General features: G+C 70.2%; 11 protein-coding genes. 2 read left to right on the top strand and 9 right to left on the bottom strand.

All coding sequences use genetic code 11. The features are described from left to right. Positions 1-5: 5 nt before the first annotated feature. The 9 genes from ACJQWL_RS03890 to ACJQWL_RS03850 all read right to left on the bottom strand — a co-directional run bounded on the left by ACJQWL_RS03890 (position 6) and on the right by ACJQWL_RS03850 (position 11,058). The gene (locus ACJQWL_RS03890; protein WP_330967623.1) at positions 6-1,103 is read right to left on the bottom strand and encodes a hypothetical protein; all 1,098 of its coding nucleotides are present in this window, start codon (positions 1,101-1,103) and stop codon (positions 6-8) included. A gap of 131 nt (positions 1,104-1,234) precedes the next feature. Next, positions 1,235-1,936 carry an HNH endonuclease gene (locus ACJQWL_RS03885; RefSeq protein ID WP_411300728.1) on the bottom strand — a complete coding sequence of 234 codons (702 nt, stop codon included), beginning with the start codon at positions 1,934-1,936 and terminating at the stop codon, positions 1,235-1,237. Between the two features lie 61 nt (positions 1,937-1,997). Then, entirely contained in the window at positions 1,998-3,785 is a 1,788-nt protein-coding gene (locus ACJQWL_RS03880; RefSeq protein WP_330967624.1) for an acyl-CoA dehydrogenase C-terminal domain-containing protein, read from the bottom strand. A 139-nt stretch (positions 3,786-3,924) separates the two neighbouring features. Then, entirely contained in the window at positions 3,925-4,419 is a 495-nt protein-coding gene (locus tag ACJQWL_RS03875) for a hypothetical protein (RefSeq protein WP_411300727.1), read from the bottom strand. A gap of 85 nt (positions 4,420-4,504) precedes the next feature. After that, positions 4,505-5,149, bottom strand: coding sequence for a response regulator (locus tag ACJQWL_RS03870; RefSeq protein ID WP_330967626.1), 645 nt, complete (start codon positions 5,147-5,149; stop codon positions 4,505-4,507). A 31-nt stretch (positions 5,150-5,180) separates the two neighbouring features. Continuing rightward, positions 5,181-5,954, bottom strand: a complete 774-nt coding sequence (locus tag ACJQWL_RS03865) for a sensor histidine kinase (RefSeq protein ID WP_330967627.1) — start codon at positions 5,952-5,954, stop codon at positions 5,181-5,183. Then, a complete protein-coding gene (locus ACJQWL_RS03860; RefSeq protein ID WP_411300726.1) occupies positions 5,951-9,283 on the bottom strand; it encodes a protein kinase domain-containing protein in 3,333 nt (1,110 codons plus the stop codon). The genes ACJQWL_RS03865 and ACJQWL_RS03860 overlap by 4 nt, the downstream gene beginning before the upstream one ends. Next, positions 9,283-10,161: an FHA domain-containing protein gene (locus ACJQWL_RS03855; RefSeq protein WP_330967629.1), complete on the bottom strand. Its 879-nt coding sequence runs from the start codon at positions 10,159-10,161 to the stop codon at positions 9,283-9,285. The genes ACJQWL_RS03860 and ACJQWL_RS03855 overlap by 1 nt, the downstream gene beginning before the upstream one ends. A 72-nt stretch (positions 10,162-10,233) precedes the next feature. Continuing rightward, the gene (locus ACJQWL_RS03850) at positions 10,234-11,058 is read right to left on the bottom strand and encodes a DUF6689 family protein (protein ID WP_330967630.1); all 825 of its coding nucleotides are present in this window, start codon (positions 11,056-11,058) and stop codon (positions 10,234-10,236) included. A gap of 337 nt (positions 11,059-11,395) precedes the next feature. Here ACJQWL_RS03850 and ACJQWL_RS03845 point away from each other — a divergent pair, with 337 nt between their 5' ends. Together ACJQWL_RS03845 and leuS are read left to right on the top strand one after the other, a co-directional pair. Beyond that, the gene (locus tag ACJQWL_RS03845; RefSeq protein WP_411300725.1) at positions 11,396-13,897 is read left to right on the top strand and encodes a S8 family peptidase; all 2,502 of its coding nucleotides are present in this window, start codon (positions 11,396-11,398) and stop codon (positions 13,895-13,897) included. 122 nt (positions 13,898-14,019) lie between these two features. Then, complete coding sequence (gene leuS, locus ACJQWL_RS03840; protein ID WP_330967632.1) at positions 14,020-16,800, top strand: leucine--tRNA ligase; 2,781 nt, start codon at positions 14,020-14,022, stop codon at positions 16,798-16,800. Position 16,801: the final 1 nt, after the last annotated feature.

Below are 16,801 nucleotides of genomic sequence, written 5' to 3'. Positions count from 1 at the left end.
GGGGTTCAGCGGCCGCGCAGGCGTCCGAACAGCCCCGACGACCGCGTGGCGTCCGGTTCCGGCTCCGGTGGTCGCTCGATGTCGGCGAATCCGGTGGCCAGGTTCGCGTTCACGAAATCGGTGACATCAGGTTCGGGTACACCGCTGGCCTGGGCGATGTCGACGACCGTGGCCGGGCCCTTCATCATCACCGTGGCGATGCGGAAGTGCTTGGGGTACTCGCGCTCGGTCTGGGGCCACTTGAGCATCTGGAACCGCGTGTCCGGCGGGAACCCCCCCGCCAGCTTGCCGCCCCCGGACACGAGGGCGCCGAACCACACCAGCCGGTTCAGTGGCTGGGCGTCGCCGGCAGCTGCGCTGGCGGCGGCCCAGGCAGCGGCATCGATTGTTTCCAGGTCGGCGTCTTCGACCTTGCGCTGGAAATGGTCGGCCAAGGGCTTGAGCAGGGCCGGCCCGTGGTAGGTGCGTGCATCGGCGTCGATCAGCAACGGCACGTCGCCGTGGGCCAGCCGCACGCGGCCCTTCAGGCGCGGCGACGTCAACCACCCCAGCAGGCTGTCGGGTCCCTCGTCCACCAGCGGCACCGGCTCGGGTGGGGCGACATTGACCGGGGGTGCGACCGCCGAAGGTGCCGGGACTGCAGGCTGGTCCGGGTCCGAAGCCTCTTCGTCCTGGTCCACCACCTCGCCGGGCAGGGGGTCCTGCGGCACCGGCGCTGGCGTCATTCCCGCCGGCGACGGGGTATCAGCCCGCGTCGACATCGGGATATCCACGGCGACCAGGTCCAGGGACTCGCCCGTGGCGGCCGCCAGTTCCTGCAACAGCGCGGCCACGCCCTCGGAATCCACCGGCTGGGGCAGCAGGAAGTCCGCCTGGGTGCGTGGGGCACTGGTGAGGCCGATCACGGTCTTTCCGGCGGCATGCAGGCGCAGCCAACTCATCGGGCCGTACATGCTGTCCATGTCGACAATCACGTACTCGGCCTGGCTGTCAGGCACCAGCGACCACTGTTTGCCGAGGCGGGTGTTGGCGTCGGCGAAGGCCGCTTTGATCGCGATTTCGGTGGCCGCGTCCATGCCGGTCAGGCCGAGGGTCAGGGGCATCTTGGGGCATTCCGGTCGTAGCAGTGGCCCCGGAGTGTTGCGGAGCGGCCCGCGCGCGTCAACGCACGCATCGCGTCGCAGGGTGACGTGGGCGGGCACGGCGGGGGGCCACATCGCCCCCGGCTCGCCCGTCAGCCCGTGGAGCGCGCGTTGCGGGGCAGTTGCGCGCGCAGGAACGCCATCTGGTCGGCCAGGATGTTGCGGTTGGAGAGGATCAGGTGTTCGATCCAGCTGGGGCGGTAGGGCACGGCGAGCAGCGGCATTCCGGCTTGCTGGGGGGTGCGGTTGCCCTTGCGGGAATTGCAGCTGAAACAGGCGGCCACCACGTTCTCCCACACGTCGCGGCCCCCCTTGGACACCGGCTTGACGTGGTCGCGGGTGAGCTGGGGCCGGTGGAACCCGTGGCCGCAGTACATGCACAGGTGCCCATCGCGCGCGAAAAGCGCCAGATTGGTCAGCGCCGGCGTGGGGTCCAACGCGTGCGAACGTGCATGGCCGCGGGCAGCGACGATCGGGTGCAGGTCGAGCACGCTGCGCTCGCCGCTCAGGCGCGAGGTGCCACCATGGATGGTCAGGCAGGGGTCGCCCAGCGTCCAGGCCACCGCGCCACGCGCGTACAGGCACGCGGCATCCTGCCAATGCATCCAGCTGAGCGCACGCCCGTGGGCGTCGAGCGACAGCAGGCGCACCCGGTTGAGCCGCTCGATGGGAAGGTGGAACGGGGGCTGGGGTGCGGAGCGCGCGTCGAAACGGGCAGGTGCCGGGACCTGCCGATCGAGATCGGTGGAATTCCCCGCCTGGACCAAGCGCAGCTTCGCTCTGTCGGTCTCCATCGGGGCACCAGCTTATACCGGTTCGCGGGCCGTTTGGATAGCGTTGCCGCCGTGGTCCGGATCAGTCGAACGCTTCGGCCTCCAGCGACATCAGCGTGTCGGCCCCGGCGTCGATCGCGGCCGCGTGTGCAAGGGTGCGCGGGAGGATCCGGCGGAAGTAGAAACGCGCGGTCTCCCGCTTGGCGGCCTTGAACGTCGCGGGCCGGTCGGACGCCTCGGCGACGGCCACCGATCGCGCCCACCAGTAGGCCAGGCAGACGTAGCCCGAGTACATCAGGTAGTCGTGGGCGGCGGCGCCGATCTCTTCGGCGTCGGCGGCCGCACGCTGGCCGATGCGCAACGTGAGCTGCTGCCACTCGGCCCGCTTGGCCCGAAGCGGTGCGACGAACGCCTGCGCGGGCGCGGGCAGGTCCGGTGTCTCGCAGAAGGCTTCGATCATGTCGAGCATGACCTTCAACCCCGCACCCTGCTGTTGCAGGACCTTGCGGCCCAGCAGGTCCAGTGCCTGGATGCCGGTGGTGCCCTCGTACAGGGTGGTGATGCGGGCATCGCGTGCCAACTGCTCCATGCCGTGCTCGGCGATGTAGCCGTGGCCGCCGAAGCACTGCAGCGCGTGGTAGGTGCACTCCACCCCCCACTCGGTCAGGCAGGCCTTGACGATCGGCGTCATGAAACCCAGCAGGGCATCGGCCTGCGCGCGTTCTGCCGCATCGCCGGCGTGGTGGGCCAGGTCGACCTGCAGCGCAGCGTGGTAACCCATGGCCCGGCCGCCTTCGACCAGCGCCTTGCAGGTCAGCAGCATGCGCCGCACGTCGGGGTGCACGATGATCGGGTCGGCGGGCTTGTCGGGGAACTTGGGGCCCGACAGCGAACGCATCTGCAAGCGCTCGCGCGAGTAAAGCAGGGCGTTCTGGTAGGCGCGGTCCGAGAGCCCGAGCCCCTGCAGTCCGACCGCAAGGCGAGCCGTGTTCATCATTGTGAACATGGCCATCAGGCCCTTGTGCGGCTGGCCGACGAGGAACCCTTCGGCGCCATCGAAGTTGAGCACGCAGGTCGCGGACCCGTGGATGCCCATCTTGTGCTCGAGGCTGCCGCACCGCACCGCGTTGCGTTCGCCCAGTGACCCGTCCCCGTTGACCCGGACCTTGGGCACGATGAACAGCGAAATGCCCTTGCTGCCGGCGGGCGCGTCGGGCAGCCGGGCCAGCACCAGGTGCAGGATGTTGTCGGTGAAATCGTGCTCGCCGGCGGTGATGAAGATCTTCGTGCCGCTGACGGCGTAGCGATCGTCGCCGAGGGGCTCGGCCCGGGTCCGCAACAGGCCCAGGTCGGTGCCGCAGTGGGGCTCGGTCAGGCACATCGTGCCGGTCCAGCGACCGTCCACCAGCGGCTTGAGGAAGCGCTCCTGCTGCCAGGGCTCGCCGTGGTGGAGCAGTGCCTCGGTGGCGCCATGCGAGAGCAGCGGGAAGTTGCCCCACGCAAGGTTGGCCGCGTCGATCATCTCCTTCAGCGGAACGCCGGCGGCGTGCGGCAGGCCCTGGCCGCCGAACTCCCCGGGGGCGGTGAGTCCCGACCATCCGCCTTCGACGTACTGCGCATAGGCTTGCCGGAAGCCAGTCGGCGTGGTGACCTCGCCGGTTGCCACGTCGAGGCTGCAACCCTCGCGGTCGCCCACCGCATTGAGCGGTGCCAGCACCGTTTCGTTGAAACGTGCCCCTTCCTCCAGCACCGCATCAAGCACGTCCCGCGTGGCATCCGCGAAGCCCATCCGTTCGAACGCCGCTTCGGCCCCCAGGACATCGAACAGGGCGAAGCGCATGTCGGCGAGGGGGGCTTTGTATCGGCTCATGGTCGGATCCAGTTTGATCTGCAACAAGAGGCAGGGACGGCGCCCGGAGCGAGGTCCCGAGCGGAGGGTCGTGCAGGGTTTACGCGCTGGCGACGGCGGACTGCGAACGCAGGGTTGCCGTTTCCGACTGCGCCATGCGTCAGCGAAGAACGCCGGGCAACCCCGGCGCGGGGCTCAGCGCGCTGCGGCGCTCGACTTCGAAATCGCGCGACCCCCTCTCCTCCGGTGCCGCGACGATGCGCCCGCTCAGCCGGTAATCCACGCTGCGACCCGCCGACAGCGCGTCGGCGACGGCGAGCTTGGCTGCCGCCGGCGGGGCGAGCATGACGGTCACCACATCGGCGGATTCCGGGCCGATGGAAAGCCCGGGCGTAGCCTGCACGCGTCCGGCGTCCGCATCGGCCACGGTCAGACCCAGGTCCACCGACTCGAAGCGCATCGGCATGCTGCTGAAGTTCTCGATCCGGAGTTGCAGCGACCAGCGGCCATCGGCTTGCACGGCCAGCTGCTGGATCCTTGCCGAGGGCTCGGACACCCGCTTTACCGGGCCGCCCGCACACGCGGCGAGGCCGGTCGCAATGAATAGGACCCCTGCCATCCAGCGCAGGCTGCGTACAGGCCTTGGAGCTCTCATGCGGTGCCTCCGGACAAGGGAAGCGCGAGAATACTACGGGGCCCTGCGCCGGGGCGGGCGCGTAACGGACGAACGCCACGCATGCCTAGTCCAGAAGTCCGCGGCGCAGTGCATACCGGACCAGCTCGGCCGTGTTGCGCACGTCCAGCTTGGCCAGCACGCGGGCGCGGTGGTTCTCCGCGGTCTTGGCGCTGATGTCCAGCTTGCGGGCGATTTCCTTCGTGGTCAGCCCTTCGGCCATCAGGTGGAACACTTCCCGCTCGCGGGCGGTGAGCCGGCCGTAGGGGTCGTCGACCACGCGGTCGGGGTTCTGCAGCTGTTCGGCAAGTGCACGCGACGCCTGCGGTCCGAAATGGCCGCGGCCGGCATGCAGGCTGTGGACGGCGGCCAGCAGCTCGGCGGCGGCGCTGTCCTTGACCAGGTAGCCCGACGCCCCCGCGCGGACGGCCTGCAGCACGTACTCGTCCTCCTGGTGCATGGTCAGCACCAGCACGCGCGCGCCGGGCAGTGACTCGCACAACCGGCGGACCACTTCCACCCCGTTGAGACCGGGCATTGCCAGGTCGGTGACCACGACGTCGGGACGCGTGGCCAGGGCCCGATCCAACGCCTGCAGGCCATCGGCGGCTTGCGCCACCACCTGCACCTCCGGGTCGGACTGCAGCAGCCCGACCAGGCTCTCGCGAACCAGCGTGTGGTCGTCGGCAATCAGTACCCGGATGATCCCCATCGCCCTAAGCTGAGCGACGCCACCGGCAGCGTCAAGCGGGGGCCGCGCTCGATGCGGTGCCGGGCGGGTTCTCCAGCGGCACCACCGCGCGCAGGCGGGTGCCGTTGCCGGGCGAGGCGTGGAGCTGCAGGTGCCCCTCGTGCAGCCGCAGGCGCTCGCGCATGCCACCCAGGCCGCTGCCGCCGGACGCCTGGGCGATTTCCGGATCGCAACCCCGGCCATCGTCGACCACCTGCAACTGCAGCAGGCCACCGCGTGCGACCACCCGAACCAGCACGTTGCGGGCGTCGGCGTGGCGGACGATGTTGTGCAGCGCCTCCTGGGCGATGCGGAACATCAGCGTTTCAACGTCGCCTTCCAGCACGGGCAAGGCCTCGACCTCGACCGCGATGGCGAGTCCGGACGACTCCCCGACCGTGCGCGCGAGCCAATGCAGCGCCGGATCCAGCCCGAGGTCGTCGAGGATAGGCGGGCGGAGCAGCCGCGAAAGCTCACGGGTGTCCTCCAGCGTGTCCCCGCACAGTGCGATTGCCGCGTCCAGTTGGTCGCGCAGCGCCGCCTGAGCCGGCGTGAGCCCGTCGCCGATCCGCGCAAGCCGGTGCTTGAGTGCGGTCAGGTTCTGGCCCAGGCCGTCATGCAGTTCGCGCGCAAGGCGGCGGCGCTCGTCCTCCTGCACCCGCAGCACCGAACGACCCAGACGCCGGAACTCGCGTTCGTTCGCTTCGAGTCTTTGCAACAGCCGCTGGTACTGGTCGCGCAGGGCCTCGAGCGGGAGGTCGGAGGGGGTCGGGGGGCGGCGGCTCACGGTGTCGGCTCCGGGGGCATGGGTCCGGTGGCACGGGTGTCGAGGAGGAAGCCCTCGCGCATCCCGGGGGGCAGGGCCTTGACCGCTTCGGCATGTGCCGTGTCGGCCCGCGCCGAGGCACGCTGGGCGGCAGCGGCCTCCCCGCCCTGGGCATGGGCGAGCGCGCCGAGGCGGTGCAGTTGCCAGGCGCGCTGATAGTCCCCTGCGCGCAGCAACCCGGTCGCTTCGCGATAGGCGGCCCGTGCCGCGGACGCATCCTCGCGTGCGAGAGCCTGTTCCATCTGCCATTCCAGCCACGCCAGCCGCAAACCCGCATGGCCCAGTGCCGTGGTTGCCCCGTCCAGGCCGGCGTCGGCGTTGCGACGTGCGCCCAAGCGCGCCTCACGCAGTGCGATCTGCAACTGCAGGTGGCGAACGCCCGACGCGATCGCCAGTTGCGACGCCTGCCTCAATACGGCCGCGGCCTCGCGGGTGCGGCCCTCCCGGGCCAGCAGGTCCGACTCCAGCATGCCGGCTATCGCGCGCTGTTCGCTGGCGGCGGACTCCAACTGCGGTTGCAGGCCATCCAGTGCCGCGCGCGCCTGGTCATCGGCATGCGCCGCCAGCAGGGCCTGCACGCGCAGCAGGGCCACATCGGCCATGCCGCGCTGGTCCTGGCGTTGGCGGAACAGCGCTTCGGCGGGCTCCAGCTGTGCCAGGGCTGCCGCCACGTTCCCCTGCATCAGCTCAAGATCGGCGAGATTGCGCCGGCTGACGGCTGCCTCCTCGGGCATCTGCTGCCGCTCGGCCTGCGCCAGCGAATCCTCCAGGCGCTGCCGGGCCTGCTGCCAGTCGCCGCGCGCCATCGCCAGCAGCCCGAGGTTCTGTGCGGTGCGCACCGAGCCGGTCTCCGACCCGAGCGCGGCGTATGCCTCGGCCGCCTGCTGCCAGTACACCTGGGCGTCGTTGTAGGCGCCCAACTGGTAATGGGCGAAGCCGATGTTGTTGAACGCCTGCGCGCTCCCGTGCGCATCGCCGGCCGCCTGCCAACCACGCAGGGCGCGTTGGTACGCTTCCAGCGCCGACGGGTAGTCGCCGCGCTCCTCCGATAGCAGGCCGATCTCGTTGTCGACCGCTGCCAGGCCCTCGCGATCGCCCAACGCGGTGTACAGGGTGCGGGCCTGCTCGAGGTGCGCGGCCGCCTTGTCGAACCGTCCGGTCAGTGCCAGAACGTTGCCAAGGTTGCGCAGGCTGGTGGCGACGCCTCGGCGATTGCCGACCATGCTTCGCAGTTCCACCGCCTTGCGGTACTGCTCGATGGCGTCGGCGGTCTGGCCCAGCCGGCCATAGCCGATTCCAAGCGCGTTGACCGTCTCGGCCTCGCCGTAAGTGTTGCGGCTGCGCTTGTACAGCACCAGCGCGCGGACCAGGTGGTCATCGACCGCTCGCTGCGCGTCGCCGCTGAGCAGGGTGAACTTGCCCAGTTCGAACCATGCGCGCGGGTCGTTCGGGTCGCGCTGGCTGAGCGCCTCCAGGGTGGACACCGCCGCGGCGAAATCGCCCGCCGCGCCTTGGGCGCGCCCCTGCTGGAGCTGCGCGTAGGTATCGTCGGGCGTGGCCTCCCGCAGTGCCGTCCATTGGGCCACCGCCAACTCGCCGTCGCCCTCGAGCAGGGCGCGCTCGGCGACCAGGCGTTGCCGTTCGGGCCCCGGCAGGGCGTCGGCCCCACGCTGGGCATTGTCCAGTGCATCCAGGGCGGTATCGATCTCGCCGACGGCCCCGGCCGTCTCGGCCACGGCCAGCCACGCCCGGGGCTGGCCATCGATTGCAGCGGCTCGTTCGAACGCCGCGAGCGCTTCAGCCAGCTTGCCCTGCTGGCGCAGCAGCAGGCCCGATCCGAGCTCGTGCGCGACCGCCTCCGGGGTATCCGGCAGCCGCGGCACGGCGCCCGCCCAGCCCAGCGCATCACGCACCGCGGGTTGCGCCAGCCAGCCCTGCAGGGCGGCTGTCGGGGTCGCGGACGACGGGCCTGCCAGCCGACGCGGCGGGGCCGTCTCGCCGTGCAGTCGGGCGTCGGCCTGCCAAAGGCCGTTGGTCGTGCGCAGATCGACCTCCAATACGCGGCCGGCGGCGGCGGTGGCACGCAGGGCGTCGATATCCGGCTGGCCGGCACCGGCAGGGTCCAGTTGCCGGATCGCCTGGCGCGCGCGTTCGCCGTCGACCACGGCTACGCCCGGCAGGGACGCCAGCGTGCCCAGCAGGCTGTCGTCCAGGACCAGCCGTTGCGGGGGAGGCAGATCCGTCGCCGGGGCGAGGGGCAGGACCAGCACCCGCTGCAGCGGCCGCACGTTCTCGACCACCGGCGGGGCCGCCGGCCGCAGCACCCACCAGGCGCCCGTACCGGCAGCCAGGGCCAGCGCGGCTGCCAGGCCCCAGGCCCAGCTCCGTCGCGGGCGGAATTCGCGCGGCAGCCTGCGGGAGTCGATCGCGGCGATGACGTCCTGCGCCCGCTGCAAGCGCTGCGACGGCCGCGGCCGAAGGAGCCGCCCAAGCAGCCGCACGACCCATGCCGGGACGTCCTTGCGGCGCGAGGTGATCGAGGCAGGTGGCCTGACGATGCGTTGCGCCAGCGACTCGGCCAGCGTGCCGCCCGAGAACGCGGGTTCACCGGCGAGCATTTCGTAGAGGATCAGCCCCAGGGCGTAGAGGTCGCTGCGTGCATCCAGCCGGGCCCCGCGCGCCTGTTCCGGCGACAGGTAGTCGGGCGTGCCCACCAGCGTGCCCGTCTGTGTGAGCCCGCTGCTGGCCAGCGAGCGGGCGACGCCGAAATCGGTGATGTAGGCGTTGCCTTGCGGGTCCAGCAGGACGTTGGCCGGCTTCAGGTCGCGGTGTACCACGCCCTTGTCGTGCGCCGCCGCCAGGCCTTCGGCGAGTTGCCGGGTGATGGCGAGGGCTTCGTCGACGGCCATTGCGCCGGTGGTCTCGAGCTTTTCCTCCAGCGAGCACCCGTCGATGAAGTCCATGCTGATCAGCCAGCGCTCATCGTGCTGGGCGAGGTCGTGGATGCGCACCACGCGCGGACTCGACACCTGGCGCGCGAGCAGCAGTTCCTCGCGGAACCTGTCGAAGGCACCGGACCGCTGGGCCAGTTCCGGGCGCAGCAGCTTCAGCGCGACCGGCACGTCCAGGGTCAGGTCGGTGGCGCGGTAGACCACGCCCATCCCGCCCAGGCCCAGCATCGATTCCAGCCGGTAGCGACCGGCCAGTACCGTGCCGGGGGCCAGGTCAACCTGCGCGTGCAGGCCGGTCGCGGTGGCGGCCCCATCGTCCCCGGTGGAGCCGGCGGCCATCAGGGGTCCTCGTGCGCGGCGACGATCGACTGCCAAGGGAGCGCGTGGCGTGCCTCCAGCAGGTCGCTGGCGCGCCGCGCGGCGATCCACAGGGCGGCGTTCTCGGCGAAGGCTTCCAGCAACTCCAGGTCCAGCGTGGTGATGGCCGGGCCCGGGCCCACCCGGTCGGCGTAGATCACCCCCAGCACCCGGTCCCCGTCCAGCAGGGGCAGGCACACCAGTGTGCTCAGGCCTGCGCTCGACACCGATGCGCGGGAGGACAGCCACGCCTCGCCGGGCACATCGTTGACGATGACCGGCCGGCGCCGGTCGATCGCGCGGCGTACCGCGCCGACGCTGCCGGCAAACGTGCTAGAGGCCATGCCGGTGGGGTCCAATGAGAGGCTCGACCGCACCGAGAAGCCACCGCCTTCCTCCTGCATCAATGCGAAGCCACGCCCGCACTGCGCCAGGTCCATCACTGCGCTCACGCTGGCATCGAGCAGGGCGCCGAGGTCGGTGAGCTTGCCGATGCGGACGGTGTGCGCAGTGGCGGCGGCCCGACGGGCGACCCGGGCCGATGCTTCGGCGCCGGCGAGCGCGTCGTCGAAGGGGGTGAACTCGCAGTACACGTCGCCGAACCGCAGCCAGCAGGCCTGCGAGAGGGCGCCGGAGGAGATCGACATGCCGTCAACGAACGACCCGTTCTTGCTGCCCTCGTCGTGCAGCCGCCAGGCACCGTTGTTGCCCTCGATCCGGGCATGCCGCCGCGAGACCGAGGGGTGGTCCAGGACCAGCTCGTTGGCAGCCTCGCGCCCGACGCGCAGCACGCCGTCCGGTTCAAGTGTCCGGATGACGGCTGCCTGGTCGGGCGGATAGGCGATCAGTCGCGCCTGCATCGCACCATAGTAGCGTGCGGCTCGGCGGCCGGGACGGCCCGGCCGTGCGGCGACTCGCCCGTTGGCGCGCGCCTACTGACCGAAGTCGCGCAGGTAGGCGATGCTGAACTTCAGCGTGGCGGCACCGGAAATGATCTCGCCGGCCTCGTTGTCGGCGTCGCGCGTCGCCCGCCACTGGTCCTGCAGGCCCTTGCCCGCGCGCGCGGCGGCATGGGCGCGGATCGCGTCGAGCGAAGCCATCGCGGCGGCATAGTCCTCGATGGCCACCGCGTCCTCCGCGGCATCCAGCTGAGCCAGCAAAGGGGGGCGCTCGGTTGCCGGGGCGGCATCGATGCGTGCACGCAGCCAGTCGAACTTCTGCTGGACCACGCTACCCGTCTCGCGCACGTCGGCGAGCACCAGGAATTGCGAGAAGCCGCCCGTGGTGCCGCGCGCCCTCACGCTGCCGGGTGCGATTTCATCGGTGATGTCGCGGAAGGCGCCGCCCAGCGGAGCCTTGAACAGCCGATAGGAGCTGCCGACGGTGTAGACCAGCGCATGGGTGTGGAGGTCCACGCGGACCGTGCGATCAAAGCTGAGCCCGCCCAGCGCCGGTGGCTCGATGGTGACCAGCAGCGGGAGCGCACCGTCCAGGGACGTGTCAACGGAAGGCAGCCGTGCCAGCAACTGCGGGTCGGTGAGGCTGACCAGCTGGGCGCTGACTCCCAGGCTGGCGGCGGTCAGCCCGCTGGCGTCGTCAAAGGTCAGGGTGATGTCGGCGAGTGATTGGCCAACGCCACCAACGTCGATGGTGGCGGTGTCGCCGCTGACGTTGACCTGGACCGGGATCGGTTGCGCGGAGGCAAGGACCGGCGCCAGCAACAGGGTCGATACCAGCAGCCAATTCTTCACGAGCATCCCCATGTGTCCTCCGCGGCGCGCTGCGCCAGGCATCTTGTTCAGGTCGACCCCTCCATTCGACGCGTCCTGCTTCGTCGTGGGGCAAGTGGCTTGAGCTCCCTGGATGGAGCCTAGCGGCGCAGCGCGCGGGTGTCAGTAGGGAGTTCCACCCAGGCGGCGCGCCCGGTTCGAATTACGTCAGGGCGGGTGAATGTCGCGTCAACCGCGGGTGGAGCGGGACGTGGGGGATTTCCACCAGGCCCGCTGGAGGCAATGCCGGATGGCCGCCGGGGCGCCGCAATGGGAGAACGGAAGCACGCCGCCAGACCCGAGCGGAACATTCCCGGAGCCCACCATGCCCGTCCGTCATTCCCCCCCTGTCGTGAAGTCCCGGACATTCCGTGTCTGCGCCATCGCCGCCGGCCTCATGGCCAGCGGAATCGCGCTGGCCGAAGCGCAGCTCGATCCCCAGCTGCTCGCCCGGATGCAGGCCGCCCAGGCCACCGACCAGCTGCAGGTCGTCATCAGCTACGAGCAGTCCACCCCGGTCAGTGCCGGGCAGGTGGCCGCGCTCAAGACGCTGGGCATCGACAAGGGCGTGGTCATGCGCACCCTTCCGATCGCCGGCGCGCTGGCAACGCCTGCGGAGATCCGCGCGCTGGCCAAGCGCGACGACGTCGCCTCCATCTACTTCAATGCGCCGCTTCGCTACTTCAATAAGGAGCAGCGTGAGATATCCGGCGCCGCCCGGGCCGTGCAGAACCCGGGCGACTACGGCCGGGCAATTCCCTTCAGCGGCGCTGGCGTGGGCGTGGTGGTCAACGATTCGGGCGTGGACGCCACCCATGCGGACCTGAAGCTGGGCCGCAACGTTGTGGAGAACGTCCAGGCGGTGACCAACCTGGCCGCGATCGACTCGATGCTGCCGATCACCTACGTGGAAGGCCAGCCCAACACCGACACCGGCTCGGGCCATGGCACCCATTGCGCCGGCACGATCGGTGGCACGGGCGCGGCGTCCAACGGCCTGTACCGCGGCGTCGCCCCGGGCGCCAGCATGGTCGGTTACGGCTCCGGCGGCGTATTGCTGATCCTGGATGCGGTGGGCGGGCTCGACTACGCGGCGACGAACCAGTTCAGCTTCGATGCGCCGATCCGCGTCACCAGCAATTCCTGGGGCAGCAGCGGCAAGTTCGAGCCGCTCAACCCGGTCAACGTCGCGACCTACGAGCTGTACAAGCGCGGCATCGTCAGTGTGTTCGCCGCCGGCAACGACGGGTCGGGCGAGGACACCCACAACCCGTACGCCCAGGCACCGTGGGTGATCTCGGTCGGCGCGGGCGAGAAGGACGGCGTGCTGACCGGGTTCTCCTCGCGCGGCAAGCGCGGCGAGGTCGGCGACTTCACCATGCCCGACGGGCGCCAGTGGACCTACATCAACGAGCCGACGGTGGTGGCCACCGGCGTGGACATCGTGTCGACCCGTGCGCTGACGGGCGCGTTGCCGCTGCTGGCGTCCGAGCAGGACACCGCCAACCTGGCGCCGGCGCACGTGCCGTACTACACCCATTCCAGCGGCACCTCGATGGCGACGCCGCATGTGTCGGGCGTGGTCGCGCTGATGCTGGAGGCCAACCCCAACCTGACCCCGCAGCAGGTCAAGGACATCCTCGAGCGCACGTCCACCAACATGACCGGCCGGCTGCCGTGGGAAGCGGGCATGGGCCATCTCAACGCCTACGCCGCGGTCGCCGAGTCCGCCGGCATGCGCGACGACTACGGCATGACCGTCAATGGCCTGCGCGAGTTCAACGCCAATGCGCTGCTTGCGCCGGGGTCGGCTCCGCAGCCATTCTCGGTGGACTTCGCGCCGGTGGGTACCGTGGGCGAGTACACCTTCGAGGTCGGTCCCGAGGTCGCCTTCGTCAATGCGCGCGCCACGATCGGCGACAACACGCTGGCGCTGGTGCTGACCGACCCGGACGGCATCCGCTACGGGTCGGCGATATCGCTGCCGGTGCTGGGCTCCACGGTGAGCACTGGCGCGCCAGGCAAGGTCGGTACCTGGAGCGTGACCGTGCGCGGCATCGGCTCGGTGTCCGGTGTCGCGCTGGACCCGGCGAAGGTGACCAACGGGTACGGCGCCCCCGGCACCGTGGAGGGCGAGGTGAGCTTCCTCAACAGCGGCGGCTACACCGGGATGGGCGACGTCGCCCGCCATCCGGCCCGCCAGGCAATCGAGTTCGCGGTTGCCAACCGGTTGGTGGACGGTGGCTCGGACCGCCGCTTCCGTCCCGACGCAATCCTTAAGCGGCGGGAGATGGCCCAGTACCTGGTGATGGGCACCAGCATCCGCCAGCACCTCCCGCTGGACCGCCGCCCCAGCTTCAGCGACCTGTCCGAAACCAGCGCCGACTATCCGTTCGCCGAGTCCGTGGTGGCACGTGGCGCCGCCCTGCGTGACCTGGGCCAGACCCAGGAAGGCGTGATGGGCCTGATGGCGGGGCAGTTCCGCCCCGACGACGGCGTCACCCGGGTCAGCCTGGCGTACTCGCTGGTGCAGAGCCTTGCGTTGCAGGAGCAGGCGCAGGGCTTCCAGGGCGAGCTGACCGCGTTCTACATGGGGCAACGGGTCCCGGTGGCCGATGCAGGTTCGATCCCGGCCAGCCTCCGCGGCTACGTGCAGCTGGCGCTGGACCTGGGCCTGATCAACGCGCGCTTCGCGGTCAGCCAGGGTCCGTTCGACCTGCAGCCCACGTTGCACGCGTACTTCGACCCGACCAAGGGCGTGACCCGTGCTGCCTACGCGGTGGCGGCAGGGCGTTACCTGGCGCACTACCAGAGCGCCGAGGACTGATCGGCCAACCGTTCACAAGGCTGTAAGCAGGGAAGGCCCGGGTTCGCCCGGGCCTTTTTTCGCGTGGCGGCCCATGGGGCGCTGCGGTAGGCTTCCCGGTCTTTCCCCCCGCTGCGCCGACCGTGTCCAACCACGCCTCAAACGAGTCCCAGACCCCCGCCTCCACGTTCGACCCTTCCGCCGTGGAGGCAGCCGCCCAGCGCTTCTGGGACGGTACCCGCGCGTTCGAGGTGGACGAGGCTTCGGACAAGCCGAAGTACTACTGCCTGTCGATGCTGCCGTACCCCTCCGGGGCGCTGCACATGGGGCATGTGCGCAACTACACGATCAGCGACGTGATCAGCCGCTACAAGCGCATGACCGGCCACAACGTGCTGCAGCCGATGGGCTGGGACGCGTTCGGCCTGCCGGCCGAGAACGCCGCGATCAAGCACCGGACGGCGCCGGCCAAGTGGACCTACGCCAACATCGCCCACATGAAGCAGCAGCTCAAGGCGATGGGCTACGCGATCGACTGGTCGCGCGAGTTCGCCACCTGCACGCCGGACTATTACGTGCACGAGCAGCGCATGTTCGTGCGGCTGATGAAGCAGGGCCTGGCGTACCGCAAGAATTCGGTGGTGAACTGGGACCCGGTGGACCAGACGGTGCTGGCCAACGAGCAGGTCATCGACGGACGCGGGTGGCGCACCGGCGCAGTCGTGGAAAAGCGCGAGATCCCTCAGTGGTTCCTGAAGATCACCGACTACGCGCAGGAGCTGCTCGACGGGCTGGACACGCTGGAGGGATGGCCCGAGTCGGTCAAGACCATGCAGCGCAACTGGATCGGCCGCTCCGAAGGGCTCGACATCCGTTTCGACGTCGTCGACGGCGAGGGCCGCCCGGTGGATTCGGTGAGCGTCTACACCACCCGCCCGGACACGCTGATGGGCGTGACCTGCGTGTCCATCGCCGCCGAGCATCCGCTCGCCGCGCACGCGGCCCGCGACAATCCGGAGCTGGCCGGCTTCATCGCCGGGCTGCGGCAGGGCGGCGTGTCGGAGGCGGAACTGGAAACCCAGGAGAAGCGCGGCATGTTCACCGGCCTGCGCGCCGTGCACCCGCTCAGCGGCGAAGAACTGCCCGTGTACGTCGCCAACTTCGTGCTGATGAACTACGGCACCGGCGCGGTGATGGCCGTGCCCGGCCACGACCAGCGTGACTGGGAGTTCGCCAAGAACCACAACCTGCCGGTCAAGGTGGTGGTAATGCCCGAACCGGTGCGCGATGCGCTGGCCGAGATCGGTCGCGACGTCGCCCGGCACACCGACGCGATGGCCGCGGCCCTGGGCGGAGGGCCGTCCATCGACGCCTACGACACCGCCGCGGCGGTGCAGGTGGTGAAGGACTATGCCCGCGAGGTCGACGAGGTGGGCGCGCATACCGAGCGCGGCTGGCTGGTCAACTCCGGCGAGTGGGACGGGATGGAATCGGCGGAGGCGTTCGATGCCATCGCCTCGCGCCTGGAGGCCGAAGGTCGCGGCGCGCGCCGGGTCAACTTCCGCCTGCGCGACTGGGGCGTGAGCCGCCAGCGCTACTGGGGCTGCCCGATCCCGGTTATCTATTGCGACAGCTGCGGTGCGGTGCCGGTGCCCGAGGACCAGCTTCCGGTGGTGCTGCCCGAGGACGTCGAGTTCATGGGCACCGGCTCGCCGATCAAGGCCGACCCGGAATGGCGCAGGACCACGTGCCCCACCTGCGGGGCGGCGGCCGAGCGCGAGACCGACACGTTCGACACCTTCATGGAGTCGAGCTGGTACTACGCGCGCTACACCTCGCCGGGCGCGGCGACCCAGGTCGATGCGCGCGCCGACCACTGGCTGCCGGTGGACCAGTACATCGGTGGGATCGAGCACGCGATCATGCACCTGCTGTACTTCCGCTTCTACCACAAGCTCCTGCGTGACCAGGGGCTGGTAGGCAGCGACGAGCCGGCGCGCAACCTCCTCACCCAGGGCATGGTGATCGCCGAGACGTTCTACCGCGACAACGACGACGGCTCCAAGGACTGGATCAACCCGTCCGATGTCGAGGTGGTGCGGGATGAGCGCGGCAGGATCACCGGTGCCACGCTGCGCGCCGATGGCCGTCCGGTGGTGGTGGGCGGCATCGAGAAGATGTCCAAGTCCAAGAACAACGGCGTCGACCCGCAGGTCATGATCGGCAAGTACGGCGCCGACACCGTGCGCCTGTTCTCGATGTTCGCCGCGCCCCCCGAGCAATCGCTGGAGTGGAACGAATCGGGCGTCGATGGCATGGCGCGGTTCCTGCGCCGCTTCTGGCGCGAAGTCACCACGCACGTGTCACAAGCCGACCATCCGGACGTCGCCCACCTGCTGGACTCCGGCACGGCCCTGACGCCCGCGCAGAAGACGCTGCGTCGCCAGCTGCACGAGACGATCCAGAAGGTCGGCGACGACTACGGTCGCCGCCACAGCTTCAACACGGCGATTGCCGCGCTGATGGAACTGCTCAACCACGTGGCCCGGTTCGACGACATGACCGACGCCGGGCGCGCTGTCCGACACGAGGTCCTGGCGTCGATGGTGCTGCTGCTCAACCCGGTGACCCCGCATGTCAGCCACGCGCTGTGGCAGGCGCTGGGACACCCGGAGGCATTGCTGGAGGACGTGCCGTTCCCCCGGGCAGACCCGGCGGCACTGGTACGCGACGCGGTGACCCTTGCGGTGCAGGTCAACGGCAAGCTGCGCGGCACCATCGAGGTGCCGGTCAACGTCGACCGTGCCGAGGCCGAGCGCATGGCGCTGGCCGAGCCCTCGGTCGCCAAGAGCCTGGAGGGCCAGACCGTGCGCAAGGTCATCGTGGTCCCCGGCAAGATCGTGAACATCGTCGCCGCGGCCTGAC

The organism is Novilysobacter viscosus (assembly GCF_046600715.1).
Classification (GTDB): Bacteria; Pseudomonadota; Gammaproteobacteria; order Xanthomonadales; family Xanthomonadaceae; genus Lysobacter_C; species Lysobacter_C viscosus.
Note: the sequence above shows the minus strand (reverse complement) of the source record. Positions and strands in the feature narration are given on the sequence as shown.

Excerpts from the sequence above, each read along its gene's own strand:
- ACJQWL_RS03870 (WP_330967626.1), bottom strand. The coding sequence starts at position 5,149 with ATGGGGATCATCCGGGTACTGATTGCCGACGACCACACGCTGGTTCGC.
- ACJQWL_RS03855 (WP_330967629.1), bottom strand. The coding sequence starts at position 10,161 with ATGCAGGCGCGACTGATCGCCTATCCGCCCGACCAGGCAGCCGTCATC.
- ACJQWL_RS03880 (WP_330967624.1), bottom strand. The coding sequence starts at position 3,785 with ATGAGCCGATACAAAGCCCCCCTCGCCGACATGCGCTTCGCCCTGTTC.
- ACJQWL_RS03875 (WP_411300727.1), bottom strand. The coding sequence starts at position 4,419 with ATGAGAGCTCCAAGGCCTGTACGCAGCCTGCGCTGGATGGCAGGGGTC.
- ACJQWL_RS03885 (WP_411300728.1), bottom strand. The coding sequence starts at position 1,936 with ATGGAGACCGACAGAGCGAAGCTGCGCTTGGTCCAGGCGGGGAATTCC.
- ACJQWL_RS03890 (WP_330967623.1), bottom strand. The coding sequence starts at position 1,103 with ATGCCCCTGACCCTCGGCCTGACCGGCATGGACGCGGCCACCGAAATC.
- ACJQWL_RS03845 (WP_411300725.1), top strand. The coding sequence starts at position 11,396 with ATGCCCGTCCGTCATTCCCCCCCTGTCGTGAAGTCCCGGACATTCCGT.
- ACJQWL_RS03850 (WP_330967630.1), bottom strand. The coding sequence starts at position 11,058 with ATGCTCGTGAAGAATTGGCTGCTGGTATCGACCCTGTTGCTGGCGCCG.
- ACJQWL_RS03860 (WP_411300726.1), bottom strand. The coding sequence starts at position 9,283 with ATGGCCGCCGGCTCCACCGGGGACGATGGGGCCGCCACCGCGACCGGC.